We start from the raw sequence: 22455 nt of genomic DNA, 5'->3' as shown, positions 1-22455 counted from the left end.
CAAATCAAGCATTTTTGTATCTCTCCATTACGCTAAAATAAGAAATTCCTGCAAGGGCGCAGAATAAAATTATTAGTCCTGTGTTAATATCTGTGAAGAAGGCTACTAAGAAGACCAGAATAATCATAACAGCACTAAATCTTGGGTTCTTCTTGTAGGAAGATTTTCCCATGCGAAAAACTGTGATGAATAAAACTGCAGAGATTATTCCACTTATTCCTTCAAGGGCGGAGTTTATAAAAAAGTTTGCCTTAAATTCTTGGTAAAAATTTGAAATCACAGATAAAATTATTAGACAGGGAAGGGATGATGCAATAAGACAAGTTACTGCTCCAAGAGGTCCCTTTAGGTAGTAGCCAGTTAAGACTGAACAAGATATAGCCATGGCTCCAGGTCCGCCTTGGGATATGGCAACTATGTCCATCATTTCATCTTCGTCGATTAAATTTAAGTCTGATACAAAAATATCCTTGATGACAGGCACAATAGTGTATCCGCCACCAAAGGTAATGGCATTTATTTTAAAAAATGTTAAAAATAATTTTATAAAAGAAATATTTTTCATTAAATCACCGCATTAATTATAGCACATAAATGAAAAATTAAGTAATTTCGTGTATAATCTACTTAAGGAGTGATAGAGATGAAAATGGGAATAATAGGTCTTGGCAATATGGGTTCTGCCATGGCCCATGGTCTTTTAAATAATAACATAGAAACTTTTCTTTACGATAGGAGTAAGGAAAAGAGAGAAGCCTTTAAGAATTTTGAAAAGGCACAAATAATGGACTCAGAAGTTGATGTAGTGAAAAATGCTGACGCAGTGATTTTAACAATTAAACCCTATGTCTATGACGAGGTCCTAGATAAAATTAAAAATGAAGTTAAAAATCAAATTATTATTTCAGTTACATCAAGCTACGATTTGAAAAAACTTGGAGAAAAACTTCCAGGCAAAAAACTTTTAATGGCAATGCCAAATACGCCTGCGAAAATTTTATCTTCAATGACAGGAATCTGCCCTGGCGAAAATGTTACTGAGGATGAAGTAAGTGAACTCAGAAAAATTATATCTTCCTTTGGCGAAACTGAAATTGTGGAAGAAAAAAATATAAAAATTTATGAGGCAGTTTCTGGTTGCATGCCAGCCTATGTCTACATGTACATAGAAGCTGCAGCAGATGCAGCAGTGTCTCATGGAATGACTAGAGATATGGCTTATAGGGTAATTTCACAAGCAGTGGCAGGCTCTGCCAAGATGGTAAGAGAGTCTGGTATTCACCCAGGTGAGTTAAAGGACCAAGTTACTACACCTGCTGGCACAACCATTAAGGGCGTAAAATCTTTAGAAAGAGACGGTTTTAGAGCTGCAATTATAAATGCAGTGGATTCTATTATGAATAAATAGGAGGTCGACATGAAAGATTTATTAGTATTTTTGGCAGATGGTTTCGAAGAAATTGAAGCACTGACTATTGTAGATGTTTTGAGAAGGGCTGACTTAGTAGTTGAGACAGTTTCAATAACAGACAGAAATGAAGTGAGAGGGGCTCACAATGTAAAAGTCCTTGCCGATAAAATTTTTGACGAAATAAACATTGAAGACTACAGGGCAATGTACATCCCAGGAGGACAACCTGGTGCAACAAATTTAATGAGAGACAAAAAAGTTGTAGAGTGCGCCAATGTATTTAACGACGACGAAAGAATTGTCACTGCCATTTGTGCAGGTCCACAAGTTCTTGATGCAGCAGGTCTTCTAAAGAGCGGAAAGTTCACTTGCTACCCAGGCATTGAAGCTAGACTTAAGGTAGATAACCCCTTAGATGAAGCTGTTGTTGTTGAAGATAATATAATTACAGCCATGGGTCCTGCCCTTGCAATTTTACTTGGAGTAAAGCTGGTAGAAATTTTAGGCTCAAAGGAAAAGGCAGAAGAAGTTTCAGAGGGACTACTTCTACCTAAACTTAAAAAATTTATTTAATCGAGAAAAAATAAAAATTATTTTAAATGTACCAGAAAATTTTTGGTACATTTTTTTCGCAAAAATTTTCCTCAAACTTATAAGTATAAAACTTTAATTCCAAGCTAAAGTGTCTCTTTTCCTTTTATTACTTATATTTCAGTGTTATAATGATTGTAACTAAAATAAATCTTATAAATATGGGCTAAGAGCCTGTTTTTATTTATGGAGGATAAATGTTAGCAAAGCTCATTTTAAAAAGAGGTCACAACGCCTATGGCTATGACAGGGCAAAAATTTCCAAGGAGACTTCCTTTCTTGGACTTGTGTCAAATATAATGGCAGCTCTTTTAAAAGTTATTTTATATACTTTTACAGGCTCTATTTCAATTTTATCCGATGCAGTAAATAATGTTACAGATTGCGCGAGCTCAATTATTTCGATTTTTGGCATTAAACTTGCCTCAAAGCCAAGGGACAGAGATCACCCCTATGGCCATGGCAGGCTTGAATATTTAATATCACTTGTTGTAAGTGGAATCGTGCTTAGCCTTGGCTTTCAATTTTTGAGAACTTCTGTGGGAAAAATTCTTCACCCCGTAGAGATAAGTTATCCAAAATCTACAATAGTTATTTTAATAATTACTGTTATTATAAAATTTTGGCAAGCCTCATTTTATGCTCAAGTGGCAAGGGCAATTGAGTCGACGACACTAAAGGCACAGGAGAAGGATTCTCTTAGCGACATCCTTATAACTCTAGTTGTAATTGTCGCCATAGTTATAGAAAAGTTTACGGGAAAAATTTTAGATGGCTATGTGGGAGTAGTGGTTGCCCTATTTATTTTATACACTGCAATTTCTCTCATCTACGAAACAATTTCTATTATACTTGGCAAAGGCTTAAGTGAAGAGACTAAACACGAGATAAAGTCCAAGGTATCAACTTATGATGGAATATCCAATGTCCACAATATGATGGTGACAGACTTTGGACCGGACAATATTATAGTCTTAATTGATGCTGCCCTTGATTATAATTTGACACTGGAAGAGGCACACAATATAGTAGATAAGGTAGAAAGGGAAGTATCTGAACTTTTAGGCATAAAACTCATTATTCACGCTGACCCACTGGGCTCTAGTTCAGATATTATTAGATCAGTTTCTAAAGACCTCAAAAAAATTATTAGGGGGAGCTTAAATATTTATTCTTTTCACGACATAGTGCTTGAAGATAATAAAATTTACATCGACATTGATTACAATGCCGAGGCTGTTTCCAATGCAAAGGAAAAGGACGCGCTGAAAAAGGAACTTATTGATAAATTAAAATCAATTTACAAGGATTATGATTTCGAAATAATTCTTGATGCGATTTTTTAGGAGGGAAATATGAAGGCTTTAGTTGTAGGTGCTGGAAAATTAGGTTATAGGCTTGCAGCTGCACTTATAGATGAAGATTATGAAGTAACTGTAGTAGATAATGATGAAGATGTAATTGAGCATATTTCCAACTCACTAGATGTCCTTAGCATATGCGCAAATGCACTAGACTTTGGCGTTTTGGAAGAGCTAGACATCTCTCTATTTGATTATGTAATTGCAACTACTACTAATGACGAGGCTAATGTAATACTTTGCACAATTTCAAAAAAACTTGGTGCTAAATATGCCATAGCCAGAGTCAGAGACCCAGAATACAGAAAGCATTTAGACTTTATATCTGAAGAATTAGAGATAGATAAAATTATAAATCCAGATAATGCCACTGCAAGGTCCATAGTAAAATACCTCATGAAGAGATACCAACTTTACTCCGACGAATTTGCAGGCGGAAAAGTTTCTCTTGTTGAATTTAACATTGGCAAGGACCCAAACTTTATTGGCAAGAGAATTATGGACATTGAAAATATTAACGACTTACTTATTTCAGCAATTTCAAGAAGTGGAGATGCAATAATACCAAATGGTCGTACAGTTCTTGAAGAAAATGATGTAATAATCTTGGCGGGCAAGTCAGAAAACATAGAAATTTTTGACAAAGAGCACACAGGTGTAAATAAGACAAAAACTCTTAGAAGCACAATGATTTTAGGCGGAGGAAAGACTGGCCTTTACCTAGCCATGCTTTTATTAAAGGAAAATATTCGCGTCACAATAGTTGAAATAAATAGAGAAAGATGCCTGGAGTTAAAGGAAATGGTTCCAGGTGCAGAGATAATTAATGGCGACGGAACAGATCTTGCCATTCTTGAAGAGGAAATGGTCCACACTTACGATGCCTTTGTAGCATCTACAGGTATTGACGAGGCAAATTTACTTATGAGTCTTGTGGCAAAGCAAACGGGGATTTATAAGTCTGTTGCAAAAATTTCCAGAACTAATTACGACAAGATTTTGGACAAATTAGACATTGATGCAGTTTTTAACACTGCTTATATAACAGCTGCAGAAATATTAAAGGAAATTAGGGGTAAGTCTTCCCTTTCACTTAATCTTCTCTTAAATGGACAAGTGGAATGTATTGAATTAATTATAAAGGAAAAGCACTTGGTTTGCGGCAAGGCTCTTGAAAACTTAAATCTTCCTGAAGGTATTTTAATTATTGCAGTTATAAGAAATAATGAAATGTTAGTTCCTAATGGAAAGACAGTCCTTGAAGCAGGCGATAGAATAGTTTTATTCTCAATGCACGAAGTTGCACCTAAGATGCAAAAGATTTTTACCTCAGAAGGGAAATTTAAGGATGCTCTAAATTCAATTAGGAATCGAGGCTCTTCTTATGAATTATAAACTTATTTCAAAATTACTAGGTTATATTTTATTAATAGAGACAGCCTTTATGGCGCCATCTCTCATACTTAGTTTAGTGGAGAAGGATGGAAGTGCCTCTGGTTTTATAATCCCAATGGCAATAGCAATTCTATTGGGATTAATTTTAATTAATTTAAAAATTAAAAGCAGATCTCTTTCACCAAGAGATGGAATTTTAATTGTTACGGCATCTTGGGTACTAGTATCTCTTGTGGGGGCAATTCCACTTTTTATAGCAGCTAATATGACCTATGTGGATTCCTTTTTTGAAATTGTATCAGGTTTTACAACAACAGGTGCCACAGTTATATCAGGCATAGAGTCCTTCCCAAGGTCAGTAGTTCTTTGGAGATCTATCACTCACTGGATTGGAGGTATGGGAATACTTGTCTTTACAGTAGGCCTTCTTCCAAAACTTGGCGTAGGTGGTTTTCAAATTTTTAAGGCAGAGTCACCAGGACCAGTGGCAGGAAAAATTGAGTCCACAATTTCTCAATCATCAAAGAGACTTTATATCATCTACATTATTTTATCCCTTGCCCTTTTTACCTGCTTAAAAATTGCAGGTATGCCAGTATTTGACAGTTTCGTTCATACTTTTGGCGTACTTGGAACTGGAGGATTCTCCTCATACAACGACTCCTTCATGTCCTATGAAGGCAATGCAGTTCACTTTATCCTCGCCTTCTTTATGTTTTTAAGTGCCACAAACTTTACAATTTATTCACTTATTTCCAGAAAAAAATTTAAGGAAGTTATACAAAATGACGAGTTAAGACTTTGGATTTTAATAACTATAGGCGCCATTATTTTTATTACTATTGATTTATTCGCCAAGGGCTACCCTTCACTTTTATTGGCCTTTAGAGATTCAGCCTTTCAAGTTACATCAATATCATCAACATCTGGTTTTGCCAATGCAGATTATGAATTGTGGCCAAGTTTTTCTAAATTTATTTTACTAATCCTCATGATTTTTGGAGGCTGCGCAGGTTCAACTGGCGGTGGAATTAAAGTTACGAGAATTTCTATTTTGTTAAAATTAATAAGAAGAGAAATGAGAAAGGCGACACACCCAAAGGCAGTCCTTCCAATTCTTTCCGATGGAAAGACTTTGTCCGACGAAGTTGTCCTAGGCATAAATGCCTATCTTGGAACTTACTTTGTTATAGCTTTAGTTTCCACTGCCATAGTTACGCTTTCTGGTGTAGATGTAATAACAGGATTTTCTTCTGTTGCAACTACACTTTCAAATGTGGGACCAGGCTTTGGCGACATTGGTCCAACGAAAAATTTTGCTTTTTATAGTGACTTTTTTAAACTATATTTTAGTGCTCTCATGCTCCTAGGAAGGCTTGAATTCTTTACTATTCTCGCACTATTCTCCAAGGGCAGACGAAGAAAGGAAATTATTAAATTATAATGAAAATTTTAATTATCGGTTCAGGAAAAGTTGGCTCTACAATTGCAAACACATTAAGCCTTGAAAAGTTTGACATAGACATAGTTGATAGGGATGAATTAAATTTTGGAAGTATCACCAACACTGTGACAAAAATAAAAGGCGATGTATTAGACGAAAATTTTATGCTAAATTTTGATTTAGAAAAATACGACTACGCAATTATAGCCACAGATAGCGACAAGACAAATTTAATAATGGCATCAATTTTCAAAGGTATTGATGTAAAAATTATTTTGCGTCTTGACGAAATGGAAAATATTTCTGAAATTGGCATTATAAAAAATTCTCTTCCCAATGTTGTAAATATTTTTAACAGAAGCCTTGAGTCAGCAAAGCTTGCCACAAAATTAATTGGCTCTTCAAATTATTATGAGGCAGATTATTTTGGCAAGGGCAAAATAGAAGTCACAGGTCACTTTATTGACATGGACGAAGAGTTTGAAAATTTAAAAATAAAGGACATAGGCTCTCTTTCTACAATTTTAGTTGTGGGAATACTAAGAGAGGGAGACTTAATTGTGCCAGATGGTGAAACTCTTTTAAAGAGCGGCGACTATATGTATCTCATGGGTCTTTCTTCTGACATAAGAAACTTCAAATACTCTCACTTTGAGATAAAGGAAAAGGAAGAAGTGCGTGATGTAGTCATTGCATCAGGGGACATGACCTTTAACAGAATGATCTCCAACCTTGAAAATATTAATTTAAAAATAATTGAACCAAATAGAGAAAAGTTTGAAGATCTTAGAAAAAATCTTTCAAGAGCCTTTGTTGTCAATAAAAGTTTGAAAAATGACAAAATTTTTGAGGAAGAAAATATTTCAAGGAATGCAGTTTTTATTTCCATGACAGAATCAGACGAGTTAAATATAGTTCTTGGACTCTTGGCGAGAAGTCAAGGCATATCAAAAAATATAATAATTCAAAGTGACAACAATTACGACAGCATCTTAGAAAGTCTTGGCATTTATAGGGTTATTGACCCAAAGGTCATTGTGGCAAATGAAATTATAAAAGCAATTAACACTGACATGAAGGTCTCAATAAATTATATGTTTGGCGGCAAGGCACAAGTATATGAAATAAAAATTCCCGACGACTTTATATACATTGGCAAAAAATTATCTGAAATCAATCTTCACAGAGAAATTATTATTGGCGGTATAATTAGATACGACAACTCCGCAGTAATCCCAAGAGGCAATACAAAAATTGAAAAGGGCGATAGGCTTGTCATCTTCTCAACTAATGAAAGCAGAAAGGAACTGGAAGAACTTATCGACCCAACTTTAAAGAAAAGTATTTTTGATTTTTTCAGGAGGTGATTTTGTGAAGGAAATTTTTAAAAATGACTGGCAAGAAATATTGGAAGAAGAATTTGAAAAAGATTACTACAAGGATCTGAGAAAACTTTTAATAGAAGAATACAGACATCACCAAATTTTTCCACAGGCTCAAGATATTTTTAACGCCTTTCACTACACTTCTTACAAGGACTTAAAGGTCCTAATACTTGGTCAAGACCCCTATCACAATGTGGGTCAAGCCCATGGACTTGCCTTTTCTGTAAAAGATGGAGTGAAGATTCCACCTTCACTTCAAAATATTTATAAGGAATTAAATTCTGATTTAGGTCTAGCCATACCACATAAGGGCTACTTAAAGTCCTGGGCAGATGAGGGCATCATGCTCTTAAACACAACCTTAACTGTAAGGGCACATGAACCCATGAGCCATTCAAAAATTGGCTGGGAAATTTTTACCAATGCAGTTATAGAAAAAATAAACGAAAAAAAAGAGCCTGTAGTTTACATACTCTGGGGCAATCACGCCAAGGCTCGCAAAAAATTTATAAATAATGAAAATCATCTCATAATAGAAGGCGCCCATCCATCACCACTTTCTGCCAACAGAGGTTTCTTTGGCTCAAAGCCCTTTTCTAGGGCAAATGAATTTTTAAGAGAAAGAGGAGTTACGCCACCTTCTTGGGAAGTTAAATAGAATTTTTAAAATTTAAAATATTTTTTATTACAGCAGAATCATTTGCCAAGTGCAAGTCATCCTTGCTGTAATTTTTTTTGTAGTGGGGGTCATAATAATTTAATAAAAGGTCTCTTATTAAAAAATCGTAGTCGCCCTCATGGAATTTTTCTAAATATATTTTTTCCTTTTCAGGAGAAATAAATTTTTTGATTTCTAAAAGAGACTTATAAATTTCATCTTTATCTGATAAATTGTAATCTCTTTTAATTCTTTTTATGCGACTATTTATATGGTCTTCAATTATTATTTTTCTGCCAGAAAAAATTTTTTCTATTAAAGTTTTTGGCAGCTGAATATTTCCAATCTTTGAGCTTTCTCCTTCAGTGAAGAAAATTTTTTCATCTCCCTCTAAGGCGTCAAAGAGAAGGGACTCAAAATATTTTTGTGAAGGCTGTAGGGTAAGTCCTATGCCACCAAAGATGGAGCCTCTGTGGTTGGCAAGCTCTTCAAGATTTAAAACAGGATAAGCACTTTTTAATTTATTTAAAATCTCAGTTTTTCCCACGCCAGTTTTGCCGCAGAGAACTATAAATTCTTTTTCTCTTATTAAAGAATCTAAATTTTCTCGGATATATTTTCTGTAGGACTTGTAGCCGCCAATTAATTTTTTTACATCAATGCCTAAGGATCTCAAAAAGCTAAAAAAGACATTGGACCTGTAGCCACCGCGAGAGCAATAAAGAACTACTTCATCATAAGATTTTTTCAAATCAATAATTTTCTGGTAGTAGGCTGGGAGTTTATCCTTGGCAAAATTTATGCCCAGGTACTTTGCCTTCTCCACGCTTTCTTTTACATAAGTCCTACCAACAACTTCTCTTTCATTATCGTCAAGTATGGGAAGGTTTATTGCTCCAGGAATTTTATAGTCACAAAATTCTTTGGGACTTCTCATGTCCACAAAGATTATTTTTTTTCCGTCTTTTATCATTTCATGTATTTCATCATATCTTAATTCGTATTTCAAAATATCACCGATAATAATATATCACTTAATTGGGGCGCTTAAAATAAATTATGGAAAAATTTTCTTTTAAGAATATTTTGGATATAATGTAGGTGAGGTGTATTATGGAGTATTTAAAAATGAATTATTCAAATATAGATAAGGTAAAGATAGGCGATGTGCCAGCACTTATCATTGAGCCCAGAGAAAAAACTAATAAGACTATAATTTTTTATCATGGCTGGGGTTCCTCAATGAAAAATCAAATTTTCCGCGGAAATATTTTTGCAAGTTATGGATATAGAGTAGTCCTTCCTGAAGGAAGATATCATGGAGAGAGAAATGATATAAATTTAGATTACGAGGACAAGTCCATGGAGGCAAAATATATTTTAAGGGTCATTATGCACAATATTGAAGAGGCACCTTCAATTTTTAACTACATAGAAGAAAAATATCCAGAAAGTCAAATTGCAGTTGGTGGTCACTCCATGGGAGCAATAACTGCTGGTGGTCTCTATACCTTTAAAAAAGATTTAAAAATGGCATTTATTTTTAATGGAGTAAACAACTGGCAGGCCCTTGTTGATTCAGTAAATAAAATTAAGGACCAGGAAAAAATAGAGGAAGAAGAATTTAGAATCAATGAATTTTTCCTAGACATGGATCCCATGGCTAGCCCAGAAATTTTTAAAGACAGAGCCATGGTTTTATATAACGGGAAAGATGACGATGTAATTGACCCAAGAGGTCAGGAGTCCTTTGCAAGGGAAATCGAAAAATTTTACAGTGACAAAAAACTTTTAGACTTTCAAATTTTTGACATGACTTCCCATCAAATCACAACTCAAATGCTGGAAGCAGCAATTATGTTTTCAAAGGAAAAGGCGGGATTTTAATGAATACTGAAAAATATTTAGTAAGTGAAAAGAAAAAATTAAATTTGTACGATGTACCAACTTCTTACAATGGTAAACTTGAAAAAAAGGAAGTTAAAGATGTTTTAATTCCAAAAAATATAGAAAAGATGCGTGACTATCACGAAAGGCTTTATGCAGAAAACAATCAGTCCCTTCTCATAGTCCTTCAAGCCATGGACGCTGCAGGCAAGGACTCCCTCATAAAAAATATTATGACAGGGGTAAATCCACAGGGCACAAAGGTCGTTCCTTTTAAAAAGCCAAGTGACGGCGAACTAGACCACGATTATCTTTGGAGAGTAGCCAAGGAACTTCCTCCTCGTGGCGAAATTGGAATTTTCAACAGAAGTCACTACGAAGATGTCCTTGTGTCAAGAGTTCACAATTTAGTTTTAGACCAACCCTTCCCAAAAAACTTAGTCACTAAGGATATTTGGGAAAAGAGATTTGAAGAGATAAATAATTTTGAAGAATACCTATCAAACAATGGAATAACAATTGTAAAATTCTTCCTTCATGTTTCTAAAAAGGAGCAAAAGGAAAGACTAATGGAGAGAATTGAAAGGCCAGAAAAAAATTGGAAGTTCGCTTCATCAGACATAACAGAGAGAAGATATTTTGACGATTACATGAAGGTCTATGCCGACATGCTTGTAAACACTTCCACAAAAAGAGCTCCTTGGTATATTGTGCCAGCTGACAGAAAATGGTTCTCAAGGTACTTGGTGTCAGAAGTTATTGTAGAAAAACTAAAGGAAATGGACCCACAGTATCCTGAACTTTCAAAGGAAGAACTAGACAGCTTAGACAAGTGGAAAAAAATTTTAGAAGAAGATTAATAAAAGACCTCTTTACCTTATGTAAAGGGGTTTTTTATTAAGAAGCACAAAGTTTTATAGATTAAAAAATTGCACAAAAAAAGAAGGCAGGAGCCTCCTTTAATATTATTATTCAGCTGGTTCAAAATCAGATTTTTCAGCTCCACAAAGTGGGCATACCCAATCTTCAGGAAGTTTTTCAAAAGGTGTACCTGCTTTGATTCCATTGTCTTCGTCGCCTACTGCTGGATCATAAATGTATCCGCAAAGTGAGCATTCGTATTTTTTCATTCTATCTTCCTCCTAATAAAAATTATTGCTTTCTCAAGCCTATTTCCATTATAACAAATTGATAAATATAATACAGTAAAATTTTAAAATTAATAAATTTATAGGAAGTCTTTAGAGTTTAAAGGGCAAAAGTATTGGGTAATTTCTAAATAGATGGAGTGATAACTATGGATACTTTATATAGATACAAAGGATTTGTTAATAGTGATTTATCTTTAATAAAAAACTTTTTAGATTCAGCTATAAGGGATTTAAATCCCTTCATAAGAGACCAAGAAAAATTATTTGATATAAAAGTTATTTTAAATGAATTAGTTGTAAATGGTGCCATGCATGGCAATGAAGAGGACCTAAATAAAAAAGTTTGTCTAAAGCTTATTTTGGATAAGAATTCTTTAAAAATAATTGTAAAAGACGAGGGCAGGGGCGTGAACTTCGACACGGCTCTATATGACTGTACTCAAAAAAGATGCAATGGCAGGGGACTTTTAATAGTTGAGGCCCTTACTGACCAATTGATCTTAAATGAAAACGAAGTAATAGCAATAAAAAAATTATAAACCAATACATATTTACTACAGAGAAGCCCTTAGGGCTTTCTTTTTTTACCCTTAGATGAATTTTAAGAAGTAAAAAATGGCTGCCTCATGACAGCCATAATTTTTTTATTAAAGAGCCTTTAAAACTTTTACAAGGTGGTCGTAAACTCTCTTTGTTGATGAAATTGAAAGATTTTCCTTTTGTGAGTGAGCTCCTCTAATGTCTGGTCCAATGGAAATAATGTCAAGGTCCTTATTCTTTTCGAAGAAGACGCCACATTCAAGTCCACCGTGAGTGAACTCTTCTTCCATTTCCTCTCCCTTCATTTCCTTGTAAATGTCCTTTACGATTTCTCTAAATTTAGATTCTTTTCTGTATTCCCATTCAGGATATGGGTTTTCAAATTCAGCTTCTGCGCCAAATTTTTTCACTATGTCCATATAAATATTTCCAAAGTCTTCAGAAAGTGAAGAAGATGCAAATCTTAGTGAAACGAAAACTTCTATTGTGTCATCAAGAAGTTTTGCTATGGCAAGGTTTGATGATGATTCAAGAACTTTTTTAGCTTCATTTATAAAAGTGTGAGGGCCAGTTGGAAGTTCAAGTAAATATTTTGCAAGCTTTTCAGTGTCTTTAGCTGTCACTATTTTTCCCTCATGAGAAATTTTTTCACATTCTATAATTAACTCGCCTTCAACGCCCTTAAACTTGTCCCTTACAAATTCTATGGCAGCCTTTAATTTATCTTCGTCACAAACAAGAGAAACTTTACCTTCTCTTGGGATTGCATTTTGTTTTGTGCCGCAGTCAAGGGAAATTAATTTTGCATCATCAAGCTTATTTAAAATTTCTGCAATGACCTTAATCATGTTGCCCTTGTTGTTGGCAATTTCCATACCAGAGTGACCGCCCAAAAAGCCGTGAAGCTTAAGTGCATAGGCTTCTCCTCTGAAGTCTTCTCTTTCAACTTTTAATTTTGAGTGAAGTAATTTTCCACCGGCAGATGAAACTGTTAGGATGCCTTCTTCTTCTGAGTCGATGTTGATTAAATACTTGCCTTCAAGATATTTTGCCTCAAGGTCCTTTGCTCCGTGCATGTCAGTTTCTTCAGACACAGTTACAATAATTTTAAGGGGACCATGTTCTTCTTCTGCAAGTGCCATTGCCATTGCAACACCAATGCCGTCATCAGCGCCAAGAGTTGTTTCATTGGCATGAAGCTTGTCGCCATCAACTATTAGTTCAATTGGATCAGTTAAAAAGTTGTGGTCTGAGTCCTTGCCCTTTTCGCAAACCATGTCCATGTGACCTTGCAAGATCACCTTTTCTCTATCTTCCATGCCCTTTGTGGCAGGCACTTCCATAATTATATTTAAAGAATCGTCTTGATAAACTTCATAGCCAGCCTCTTCTCCAAATTTTTTTAAAAAGTCAGATACAGCTTTTTCATTTCCTGATTCTCTAGGAATTCCTGCTAATTTTTCAAAATAATCAAAAACTTTTTTTGGTTCTAAATTCATATTAACCTCACTTTAAAATAACCTTGTGGTAAACTTTCTTGCCCTTTCTAATGATAATTTCTCCATTTTTGAAATCATCCTTAGTAAGTTCAAGCTTAGGATCACTTATTTTTTCATCGTCAAGGGAAACTCCACCTTGAGTTATTAGTCTTCTGCCTTCAGAATTTGTCTTAATTAGACCTAGTTCAGTCATTAAATTTAAAATTCCAACAGGTTCAGCAAATTTTTCTGCTGGCATTTCTGTTGCAGGAATGTCTTCAGAATCTTTTTCTCCACCGAAAAGTGAGCGTGAAGCCTCAAGGGCAGCCTTAGCAGCTTCTTCGCCATGAACATCTTTTACAACTTCGTAAGCCAAAACTTCTTTAGCCTTATTTATTTCTGCACCTTCTAATTTTTCATATTCAGCAATTTTATCAAGAGGAAGCATAGTTAGAAGCTTCATAAATTTAATAACATCACGATCGTCACAGTTTCTTAGGTATTGGAACATTTCGTATGGCGTAGTCTTTTCTGGGTCAAGCCAAATTGCTCCAGCCATAGTCTTGCCCATCTTGATACCAGCTGCAGTAGTAAGAAGTTTAAAGGTCATGGCATAAACCTTGTCATTTTCTAATTTTCTAACAAGTTCGTAGCCGCCAAGTATGTTTGACCATTGGTCTGAGCCGCCAACTTCTAGCTTGCAGTGGTGCTTTCTATATAGGTACAAGAAGTCATAGGATTGCATAAGCATGTAAGAAAATTCAAAGAAAGTAAGTCCTTGTTCCATTCTGTTTTTGTAGCAGTCAAATTGTAGCATCCTATTAACAGAGAAGTGAACGCCAATTTCTCTTACAAATTCCAAGAAATTTAACTTTAAAAGCCAGTCGGCATTGTTTTCAATTATGCCCTTGCCATGAGAAAAATCTAAAAATTGTGAAATTTGTTCCTTAAATCTATTGGCATTGTAGTCGATTGTCTTTCTATCCATAAGAGTTCTCATGTCGCTCTTGCCAGATGGATCGCCAATAGTTGTAGTTCCGCCGCCAAGTAGAGCTATAGGAATGTGACCTGCTCTTTGCATGTGTTGCATTACTCTAATTTGAATGAAGTGACCAAGAGTTAGAGAATCTGCAGTTGCATCAAAGCCAACATAAAAAGTTACAGGCTCTTTGCCAAGCATTTCCCTAAGTTCATCTTCATAAGTGCATTGGTCTAGGTAACCTCTCTCACTTAAAATATCATATACATTTTCCATAAATTCCTCCAAAAAAATAAAAAGAGACCAGGGGATGAAAGGACGCATTCGTGGTACCACCTTTCTTCGCCGAGGCCTCAAAAATTATTAGACTCCAATATTGTAATTCAGCTCCCGCTTACTGTATATCTTCACCGTCTTATATTCATACTATTTATGATATAATAATCGAAAATAAATAAATTGTCAAATGGGGTGAGACTTTGATAGGCATAGATATAGTAGAAGTAAATCGAATAAAAAAAATAATGAGGGACCATGAAAATTTTTTGGCAAAAGTTTTTAATGAAGATGAAATAAAAAGGATAGAAGAGAGAAAAAATCCCTACGAGAGAATAGCAGGCATGTACGCTGCAAAAGAAGCTGTGGCAAAGGCAATGACTACAGGCATTGGTAAAATTTCCTTTCACGATATAAAAATAAAATACATAGAAAACCTTCCTCATGCAGAAGTTTTTGACAAAAAATTTTATTTATCCATTAGCCACGAGAAAAATTATGCAGTGGCTGTGGCAAAATTATGTGAAGATGATCTTGCAGGAAAAAATTTTGAGGAAAAAATAATCTTAGACCAGGAATTAAAAGCCCTTTGGAAAAATAGAGATGAGGACACTCACAAGGGTGACTTCGGAAAGATTGCCATAGTGGGCGGCTCTCTTGGCATGACTGGTTCATCCTATCTGTCATCTAATGCAGCCCTAAAAGCAGGGGCAGGTCTAGTCTATAACATAGTGCCAAGAGAAATTTTTGACATCATGTCCATAAAATTCATTGAGCCCATAGCAAAGACTTTCCATGATTTAGATGAAATGGAAAATTTTTTAGGAGGACTTGACTGTGTAGCTATGGGACCAGGAATGGGTCTTGGCGAATATGCCAAAGGTGTTTTTGAAAAAATAATAAAGACAGAAAAAAATCTCTTGATAGATGCTGACGGCTTAAATATTTTGTCAAAGAACCTAAATTTATTGGAAGAGAGAAAAAATTTTACTACAATTTTAACTCCTCACGAAGGAGAGTTTGCTAGGCTCACTGGCTTATCCCTTGAAGAAATAAAAAATAATCGTAAGAGACTCTCAGTAGACTTTGCAAAAAAATATAAATTGATTTTAGTTTTGAAGGGACACAATACTATTGTCACAGATGGAGAAGAAGTCTATATAAATAAAACAGGAAACTCTGGCATGGCAAGTGGAGGCTCAGGCGATGTCTTGACGGGAATAATCTCTGCCTTTATGAAAAATTATGACCTGTTTGATGCGGCAAGACTTGGAGTTTATGTTCACGGACTTGCAGGTGACATTTACGCAAGAAAAAATTCCAAGACCAGCCTAAGGGCAAGGGACTTAATAGAAAACCTAAGCACAGTATTTAAAAATTTTGAAGAAAAATAAATTTGTTTTTTTTGATTTATGATAAAATTAAAGTAAGGTAACCCGAACTCTGATTAAATGTTTACATGTAAATATTAAAAAACCGAAAATTAATTTATTAAAAAAGTGAAGGTAGATGAAGAAATTTTATGAAATCATATCCATTTAAGGTCCATGCCTTTTGGCAGATCCTAAACATTTTTGTCCTAATTACAATGTCAGAGTCTTTCAAAAATCATAGAAGTCCAATAATTGTAGCCTTGCCCGGTTTGTTGGCTCTTGTCTTAAATTTGATTTGGATAAAAAAAGAAAGGGACAATTGGAGCAAGGGATACAAGATAGCAATGGGTATTTATGTAGTAGTTTTAATTTTATTTACAATTTTCATGGTTAGGATGTCAATGTAAAGGAGTTATTATGTTTAAAAATAGAAAAATACTTTTTATAATTTTATTTGCCCTTGATCTTTTTTATACATATTGTGCACTCACTGGAGTGGCACATTTTTTGCAACAGTTTAGAGGGCCAATCTATGTACAAGTTCTCTGGTTTGTAGTAGTTTTTGCACCGGCAATTGTTCACTACCTACCAGGAGGAACAAAATATAATTTAAAGGAAACAAGGAAATATACAATTCCTTTACTTATTATGATTGCAATAAATTTTGTCATGCCAATGTATTTGAAATAAATTATTAAATATTTGTAAAAAATAAAATTAATTTCTATTATTTGTATATATTTACGAAAATTGTGATAGAATGTTATAAAGGTTGTTCATAGTTCAATCTTTAAAATCTCTCTCGCCTTAAAAGGTGAAAAATTATGATGATAAAAAGAGGGGATATATTCTATGCCGACCTGTCGCCAGTTATTGGGTCAGAACAGGGAGGAGTAAGGCCCGTAGTTGTTGTTCAAAATGACATTGGTAATAAGTACTCGCCTACTACAATTGTTGCGGCAATTACATCTCAACTTAACAAGGCGAAGTTACCAACCCATGTTAATGTGAGAGCTAAAGATGTTCCGCTTCCAAAAAATTCTGTAATTCTTTTGGAACAGTTAAGGACAATCGATAAAAAGAGGTTGAGAGAGAAAATCGGTAAATTCGGCAAAGACGTTATGGATGAGGTTGACGCTGCAGTAAAAGTAAGTTTAGCGATGAAATATTGAACAGCATACATATTTAAAAGACTAGGTCTCATTTGATCTAGTCTTTTTCTTTTGCAATAAATCTTTAAGTAATTTAATTTTTGCAAAATTTTAAAAGAAAAATAAATTTTAAAATATACTATAGTAAAACTGTAAAAAAAACAAAAGATAGATTAACGATATTAACTATAAATTAACGATAAATTAACGATAAATATAATATAATACAGTAAAGATAAAAAGAGGTGGATTATGAATAGAATTTATGTAAGTGCAGACAAAAGTAATATTTATTTTTCTTACGATAATGTTAAAGAAATAGTTTTAGATTTGAAAATTTATAATAATGTTGTTGAAAATATGGACAAAGATGACTACAAATTTTTTGAAAGAATAATAAGTAATTATGAAATTAAGACTCAAAGAGAACTGGAAAAAAATTTTTTATATTTATTTAATTTCATTTTAATAAATAACTTAGCAAATTATTTGTTGGACAAGGCGAGAGATATTGAGGCTGATGAAATTGTTTTTGACGAAAAAATTAAAAGAAGCAAAAAGCAAATTATTAAGCTTTCTTCAAAATTAGATGTTGAAGATGCCTTAGGCGACTTAATTATTTGTCTAATTAACTCTGATGAGTATTTAGATGGAAAAGTTAAAATAGACTATGGAAAAATTGAAAATAAAGTTAGTGAAAAGAAAAAAGTTCTCATTGAAGATATTTTTAGATACAGAGCCTCTAAGGTAGATGATTTTAGAAATAAATTGTTAGAAGACTTGGTAGCTTTTAAGTTTGTGAACCAAAAGTCTTTAGAGGAGGAAAATTTATATAAGCTTCCTATATACATAGATCAGGAAGGACTTTCAAATAAGGGAATAGAAAACTACATTGATTTTTTACCTAACTGGACTTCCTTGGCATACTTGAAGATGTTGGAAAAAATTTATAATTATTTTGTTGATTATTATAAGCTTGATTACGATAAGGGTTTAAATAACAATGAACTTTTGCTAGCTCTTATTGAAATTTTGGATTATGAAGTTAAGGACTATCCTCAGGGACTTGAAAAATCTATTGAAGTTGGAAGGTCTACTGCAGGCAAGTGTTTCTTTATTGATTCCTTTGTAACTCCTCTTGCTTTGAGCCAAGAGTTAGCTCTAGTTTTACAATCTAAGGATGCTTTTGGAGTGGTACCTAAAGTTTTTAAGAATAATTAAGGAGGATTTATGGCAAATATTAATTTTAAATTATTTGGTAATCCAACAATTACAGAAAATGGAAAAGAAATTTATTTGCCGCCTGGTAAAGTCAGCGCCCTATTATATTATATTTTGCTCAAGAAAGTTGTATCCAGGGATGAAGCTGCTGCTATTTTTTGGGGCAGGTCTAATGAAAATAGGGCAAAGGTAAGTCTAAGGAATGCAATTTATAAAATCAAAAGGGCTTTCGGTGAAGATGTTATTGAGACACCAAATAAGACAATTCTTACTATAAACGAAAAGCTAAATATTTTTGTGGATGTAATAGAATTTGAAAAAGATCCAATAAGCAATTTAAATTTATATAAGGGAGATTTTTTGGGAAGCCTTTATATAAAGGATTGTACTGAGTTTGAGTATTGGGTCTTGGAACAAAAAAACTATTATAAAGACATGTATATTAAGAGCATAAAGTCAAAGATTGAAAAGGATTATAAGGATAAAAGCTTTTCTGATTTGGAGAACAATATAATGAGCCTCATTTCACTTGAAAACTTTGATGAGTTTGGTTATTTGTATCTTTTTAAGATTTATCAATCTAAGGGAAGATATGACAAAATAATAAATGAATATTATAATCTAAAAAACATTTTGGAAGAAGAACTTGGAATTGAACCGTCTGATGAGATTCAAGATATTTATAAAGAGGCTTTAAAATATTTAGATAAACAAAAAAAATCAAAAGATTCCAAGATTAAATTGTACGATAGAAATTATGAAATTGAGAGAATACAAAGATTACTGGAAGATTTTAACAACAATATAAGCACAAAATCCATATTATTATTCGGAGAAAGTGGAATTGGTAAAACTACTCTAAAGAAAGAGATACTTGAAAACAATAAGGACGGATATCATATTTTTGAAGTTCAATGTTACAGCTTAGAGAAGATTTTTTCTTATTCTCCTTGGTTGAAACTTATTAAAATATTAGATGAAGAACTATCAAAGAAAAAGATAAAAAAGCCTGAACTTTGGGGTGATTTGTTAAAAAATTTATTTTATGATACAAACAAGCTTAAACAACCAATGGTAAATATATTAGAGAGCAGAGAAGATTTCAATTTAGATTTAATATATTTAGCAACAGAAAAAGTATTAAAATTACTATCTTTTAATAAAAAAACAATAATAGTTTTTGAAGATTTACAGTTTATGGATAAACTTAGTGCAAAATTACTTGTAAATATGCTATTACAAGGAAATGAAAATTTTTTATTTTTCAATATTATTTCTAATGAAATTGAACAAGACCTTTTAAAGACTATAAATATGCTGAAAGAATTGAATAAAATAGAATTAATTGAGTTAGAAAAATTTAGCAAGATGGATGTTGGCATTATCTTACAAAAATCTTTGAAAGGTAGAGAATTAAAAGATGAGGATGTAGATAATATATATAATATGAGCAAAGGGAACGCTCTTTTGCTAAACGAATACATAGAACTATATAAAAAGAACGAAAATTTGGAAACTGTAAGCCCTAAAATGAATTCACTTTTGCAGACAAAATTTGCAATGTTGGGAGATATCGAGAAGGAAATTTTGAGTGTTGTGTCGGCCTTTTATGGAGATGTAAATATTAATAATATTTTAAATTTATTAGACTATAAAGCTTTCGATGTTGTAAATGGAATAAATAATTTAACAAGATTAAATATTCTTGAGGAAAGAAATACTAAAAATGGAGTGTTCATATATTTTACAAATAGTCTTTATAAAAATTATATTTATAATGGTTTAAGTGAAATCTCAAAACAAGTTATTCACGCTGAAATAGCAAAGATGATTGATGTTACAGATCTTAGAAGTCACAATGATGTTACAACTTATATAAAATTAAAATATCATTATGAACAAGCTAAGGATAAAACAAACACACTTAAATATGAAATTTACATATTAAATTATTATCTAAATTTCAATCACGAAGTATATCCAAGTTTAGATGACTATGATGTGAGTAGACAAGTAAAAAATTTTATCAACAACAACGAGGTTTTGACAGAAATAAACTCCATTAATGATAGAATACTTGTATTGAAAAATGAAGTAACTAATGAAAAAGAAATTGAGGAAATAAAAAAGCTAGAGCTTATTTTTCTTTACTGCAAGGGAAGATATTTAATTAGAGCTGGAGAGTATAAAGATGGCGTAAAAGTTATGAAAAGGGTTATCGACCTTGCCGAAGCTATGAATGACTACAAGACAAAACTTCAAGGCAATAAGCAGATGGTAATTTATGGGATTCAAATAAATGACACCAGTGTAATGCTTAGTCATATTATTGATGGGATAAAAGATGCTAAAACTTTAGAAGATAATCTAGAGATAGGAATAATGTATAGACTTTATGGTGTCTATTACACAATGAACGGAAATCTAAAACAAGCAGAAGACTTTTTCAACAGATCCATTGAAACAATTACAAAATCTGGAAGAGTAGAACACTCAAGTTCAATTAGTGTTGCGGCAAATTATAATTATATTGGAGAGATTAGAAATTCACAATTTTACTATGAGGATGCCATGAACTACTTCAAAAGGGCTATAGAATTAAGCGAATATTCAGGGGCATCTTGCCTCTCAATATTTTATATAAATGCAGCAAAGACTTCTTTCTTCATGGATAATGCTGATGAAATGAAAGAATACCTAAAAAAATCAAAGGAAATAGTAAGAAGATTTGATTCTTATTGGAAAGCTCCAGTCCTAGATGCTTTTTTATCTCTCAGCAGTTTTATTGATAAAGATTATGCTAAAAGCTTAAATTATTTAAAAAATGCCATTGGCGAAGTTAAAACCATAAATAACCCAAAGGATATTGGAGAAATTTATTTTGTAAAAACTATTTTGAGAAAAATGATAGATGAGCAAAAAAATGATTTAACTGAAAATGTAGATAAGTTTTTAAATCAAAACTGCGAATATTACTATTACAGATCAATGGAGTACCTGGATAAGTACAAAAATAGGGCAGAGATTAAATACTTAGAAGATAAAATAATGAAGAGAGGTTAATATGAGTTTTTATATGTTAGTTGACTTTGGAAGCACTTACACAAAAATTTCTTTAATAGATATCGAAAATGGGCGTTTATTTGAAAGAGTAAACGCCCATACTAGCGTAAAAGAAGGTGTGGACAAGGGCTTTGAGGAAGCTTTAAAGAAATTAGATGAAAAAGTTAATTTAAAAAATTTGGAGATAAAAGAAGTGCTTGCTTGCTCTTCTGCCTATGGTGGCTTAAAAATGGTGGGAATAGGGATAACTCCACAATATACTACAGAAGCGGCTAAAAGAGCTTTAGTAGGGGCAGGTGCAAAACTAATTAAGGCCTATAACTACTATCTAAAGGAAAGAGATATTGAAGAGATAGAAAAATTAAATCCAGACATAATCCTTTTAACTGGTGGAGCTGATGGTGGAAACAAAGATTATATTATCGAAAATGCAAAAAAATTAAGCAAAATAAAAAACATTCCCCTTGTTATTGCTGGAAACTCTTCAGCAAAAGAGGAAATAGAAAATATTTTAAAAAATTCTAATTCAAATTATATTTTTGCAGAAAATGTAATGCCCGATGTAAATAGATTTACGCCAGAAGATGCTAAAGAAAAAATTAGAGAAATTTTTATGGAGAAGATAACTCACGCCAAGGGAATGGACAAGATAAAAATTATAAAAGATAGAGTTTTGATGCCAACACCAACAGCAGTTTTAAAGGCAGCGGAGCTTATGGCAATGGGCACAGAAAAATATGAAGGCTTTGGAGATTTAATTGTAGTAGATATTGGTGGAGCAACTACAGATATTCACAGTGTATCTGAAGCACATAAACTAGAGTCAAATATTTTAGAGGGACTCAGAGAATATTTTTTAAAGAGAACTGTGGAAGGAGATATGGGCATGAGGTACTCCGCTTACAGTGCCTTTGAAAATTATAGGGAAGGGTTTTTATCTCATGACTACTCAGAAGAAGAGATTATAAAAAAGTGTACTATGAGGCAAAAAAATCCAGAAATTATTTTTCAAGATGAGGAAGAATTAAAATTTGACAAAGTAATTGCAGAAAATTGTGTGAGAGTTTCAATAAATAGACATGCAGGAAGTA

General features: G+C 33.1%; 22 protein-coding genes. 17 read left to right on the top strand and 5 right to left on the bottom strand.

Annotation, left to right across the window (positions count from 1 at the left end; genetic code table 11):
- Positions 1 to 4: 4 nt before the first annotated feature.
- The gene (locus Q0U74_RS06105) at positions 5 to 565 is read right to left on the bottom strand and encodes a chromate transporter (RefSeq protein ID WP_297393336.1); all 561 of its coding nucleotides are present in this window, start codon (positions 563 to 565) and stop codon (positions 5 to 7) included.
- Positions 566 to 643: 78 nt separating this feature from the next.
- On the opposite strand from Q0U74_RS06105, the gene proC reads away from it, so the two are divergent.
- The 7 genes from proC (at position 644) to Q0U74_RS06070 (ending at position 8245) form a co-directional block, all read left to right on the top strand.
- Complete coding sequence (proC, locus tag Q0U74_RS06100) at positions 644 to 1408, top strand: pyrroline-5-carboxylate reductase (RefSeq protein WP_297393335.1); 765 nt, start codon at positions 644 to 646, stop codon at positions 1406 to 1408.
- 9 nt (positions 1409 to 1417) lie between these two features.
- Positions 1418 to 1984 carry a DJ-1 family glyoxalase III gene (locus Q0U74_RS06095; protein WP_297393333.1) on the top strand — a complete coding sequence of 189 codons (567 nt, stop codon included), beginning with the start codon at positions 1418 to 1420 and terminating at the stop codon, positions 1982 to 1984.
- A 215-nt stretch (positions 1985 to 2199) separates the two neighbouring features.
- Positions 2200 to 3348 carry a cation diffusion facilitator family transporter gene (locus tag Q0U74_RS06090; RefSeq protein WP_297393331.1) on the top strand — a complete coding sequence of 383 codons (1149 nt, stop codon included), beginning with the start codon at positions 2200 to 2202 and terminating at the stop codon, positions 3346 to 3348.
- A gap of 9 nt (positions 3349 to 3357) precedes the next feature.
- Positions 3358 to 4758, top strand: a complete 1401-nt coding sequence (gene trkA / locus Q0U74_RS06085) for a Trk system potassium transporter TrkA (RefSeq protein ID WP_297393329.1) — start codon at positions 3358 to 3360, stop codon at positions 4756 to 4758.
- On the top strand, positions 4748 to 6202 hold the full coding sequence (locus tag Q0U74_RS06080; protein WP_297393327.1) for a TrkH family potassium uptake protein: 1455 nt from the start codon (positions 4748 to 4750) through the stop codon (positions 6200 to 6202). The genes trkA and Q0U74_RS06080 overlap by 11 nt, the downstream gene beginning before the upstream one ends.
- The gene (locus tag Q0U74_RS06075) at positions 6202 to 7569 is read left to right on the top strand and encodes an NAD-binding protein (protein WP_297393325.1); all 1368 of its coding nucleotides are present in this window, start codon (positions 6202 to 6204) and stop codon (positions 7567 to 7569) included. The genes Q0U74_RS06080 and Q0U74_RS06075 overlap by 1 nt, the downstream gene beginning before the upstream one ends.
- A 4-nt stretch (positions 7570 to 7573) precedes the next feature.
- Positions 7574 to 8245: a uracil-DNA glycosylase gene (locus Q0U74_RS06070; RefSeq protein ID WP_297393323.1), complete on the top strand. Its 672-nt coding sequence runs from the start codon at positions 7574 to 7576 to the stop codon at positions 8243 to 8245.
- Here the strand turns inward: Q0U74_RS06070 and mnmH are convergent.
- Positions 8238 to 9254: a tRNA 2-selenouridine(34) synthase MnmH gene (gene mnmH / locus Q0U74_RS06065; protein ID WP_297393322.1), complete on the bottom strand. Its 1017-nt coding sequence runs from the start codon at positions 9252 to 9254 to the stop codon at positions 8238 to 8240. The genes Q0U74_RS06070 and mnmH overlap by 8 nt on opposite strands.
- 119 nt (positions 9255 to 9373) lie before the next feature.
- On the opposite strand from mnmH, the gene Q0U74_RS06060 reads away from it, so the two are divergent.
- Both Q0U74_RS06060 and Q0U74_RS06055 read left to right on the top strand, forming a co-directional pair.
- Entirely contained in the window at positions 9374 to 10132 is a 759-nt protein-coding gene (locus Q0U74_RS06060; protein WP_297393320.1) for a phospholipase, read from the top strand.
- Positions 10132 to 10992, top strand: a complete 861-nt coding sequence (locus Q0U74_RS06055; RefSeq protein WP_297393319.1) for a polyphosphate kinase 2 family protein — start codon at positions 10132 to 10134, stop codon at positions 10990 to 10992. Before Q0U74_RS06060 ends, Q0U74_RS06055 begins: the two co-directional genes overlap by 1 nt.
- A 108-nt stretch (positions 10993 to 11100) precedes the next feature.
- Here the strand turns inward: Q0U74_RS06055 and rd are convergent, their stop codons facing one another.
- Positions 11101 to 11262, bottom strand: a complete 162-nt coding sequence (gene rd, locus Q0U74_RS06050) for a rubredoxin (RefSeq protein WP_019125235.1) — start codon at positions 11260 to 11262, stop codon at positions 11101 to 11103.
- Positions 11263 to 11429: 167 nt separating this feature from the next.
- Between rd and Q0U74_RS06045 the strand changes: the two genes are divergently transcribed.
- Positions 11430 to 11822, top strand: coding sequence for an ATP-binding protein (locus Q0U74_RS06045; protein ID WP_297393315.1), 393 nt, complete (start codon positions 11430 to 11432; stop codon positions 11820 to 11822).
- Between the two features lie 108 nt (positions 11823 to 11930).
- On the opposite strand, the gene pepD is transcribed toward Q0U74_RS06045, so the two are convergent.
- Positions 11931 to 13322 (bottom strand): beta-Ala-His dipeptidase, encoded by a 1392-nt coding sequence (gene pepD / locus Q0U74_RS06040; protein WP_297393313.1) that lies wholly within the window; start codon positions 13320 to 13322, stop codon positions 11931 to 11933.
- Positions 13323 to 13329: 7 nt separating this feature from the next.
- A complete protein-coding gene (tyrS, locus tag Q0U74_RS06035; protein ID WP_297393311.1) occupies positions 13330 to 14556 on the bottom strand; it encodes a tyrosine--tRNA ligase in 1227 nt (408 codons plus the stop codon).
- A gap of 203 nt (positions 14557 to 14759) precedes the next feature.
- On the opposite strand from tyrS, the gene Q0U74_RS06030 reads away from it, so the two are divergent.
- The 7 genes from Q0U74_RS06030 to Q0U74_RS06000 form a co-directional block, all read left to right on the top strand.
- Positions 14760 to 15950 (top strand): NAD(P)H-hydrate dehydratase, encoded by a 1191-nt coding sequence (locus Q0U74_RS06030; protein ID WP_297393309.1) that lies wholly within the window; start codon positions 14760 to 14762, stop codon positions 15948 to 15950.
- A gap of 128 nt (positions 15951 to 16078) precedes the next feature.
- Positions 16079 to 16336: a hypothetical protein gene (locus tag Q0U74_RS06025; RefSeq protein WP_297393307.1), complete on the top strand. Its 258-nt coding sequence runs from the start codon at positions 16079 to 16081 to the stop codon at positions 16334 to 16336.
- Between the two features lie 10 nt (positions 16337 to 16346).
- The gene (locus tag Q0U74_RS06020) at positions 16347 to 16619 is read left to right on the top strand and encodes a hypothetical protein (RefSeq protein ID WP_297393305.1); all 273 of its coding nucleotides are present in this window, start codon (positions 16347 to 16349) and stop codon (positions 16617 to 16619) included.
- 134 nt (positions 16620 to 16753) lie between these two features.
- Complete coding sequence (locus tag Q0U74_RS06015) at positions 16754 to 17101, top strand: type II toxin-antitoxin system PemK/MazF family toxin (protein WP_019125228.1); 348 nt, start codon at positions 16754 to 16756, stop codon at positions 17099 to 17101.
- A gap of 231 nt (positions 17102 to 17332) precedes the next feature.
- Complete coding sequence (locus Q0U74_RS06010; RefSeq protein ID WP_297393302.1) at positions 17333 to 18301, top strand: hypothetical protein; 969 nt, start codon at positions 17333 to 17335, stop codon at positions 18299 to 18301.
- Positions 18302 to 18310: 9 nt separating this feature from the next.
- Entirely contained in the window at positions 18311 to 21364 is a 3054-nt protein-coding gene (locus Q0U74_RS06005; protein WP_297393299.1) for an AAA family ATPase, read from the top strand.
- Position 21365: 1 nt separating this feature from the next.
- Positions 21366 to 22455 (top strand): glutamate mutase L (locus Q0U74_RS06000; RefSeq protein ID WP_297393297.1); only part of this gene is annotated, 1090 nt, incomplete at its 3' end.

The sequence above is a fragment of the uncultured Peptoniphilus sp. genome (genome assembly GCF_946998875.1).
Taxonomy (GTDB): domain Bacteria; phylum Bacillota; class Clostridia; order Tissierellales; family Peptoniphilaceae; genus Peptoniphilus_A.
The sequence above is the reverse complement of the archived record's forward strand: the minus strand, read 5'-3'. Positions and strand labels throughout refer to the sequence as shown.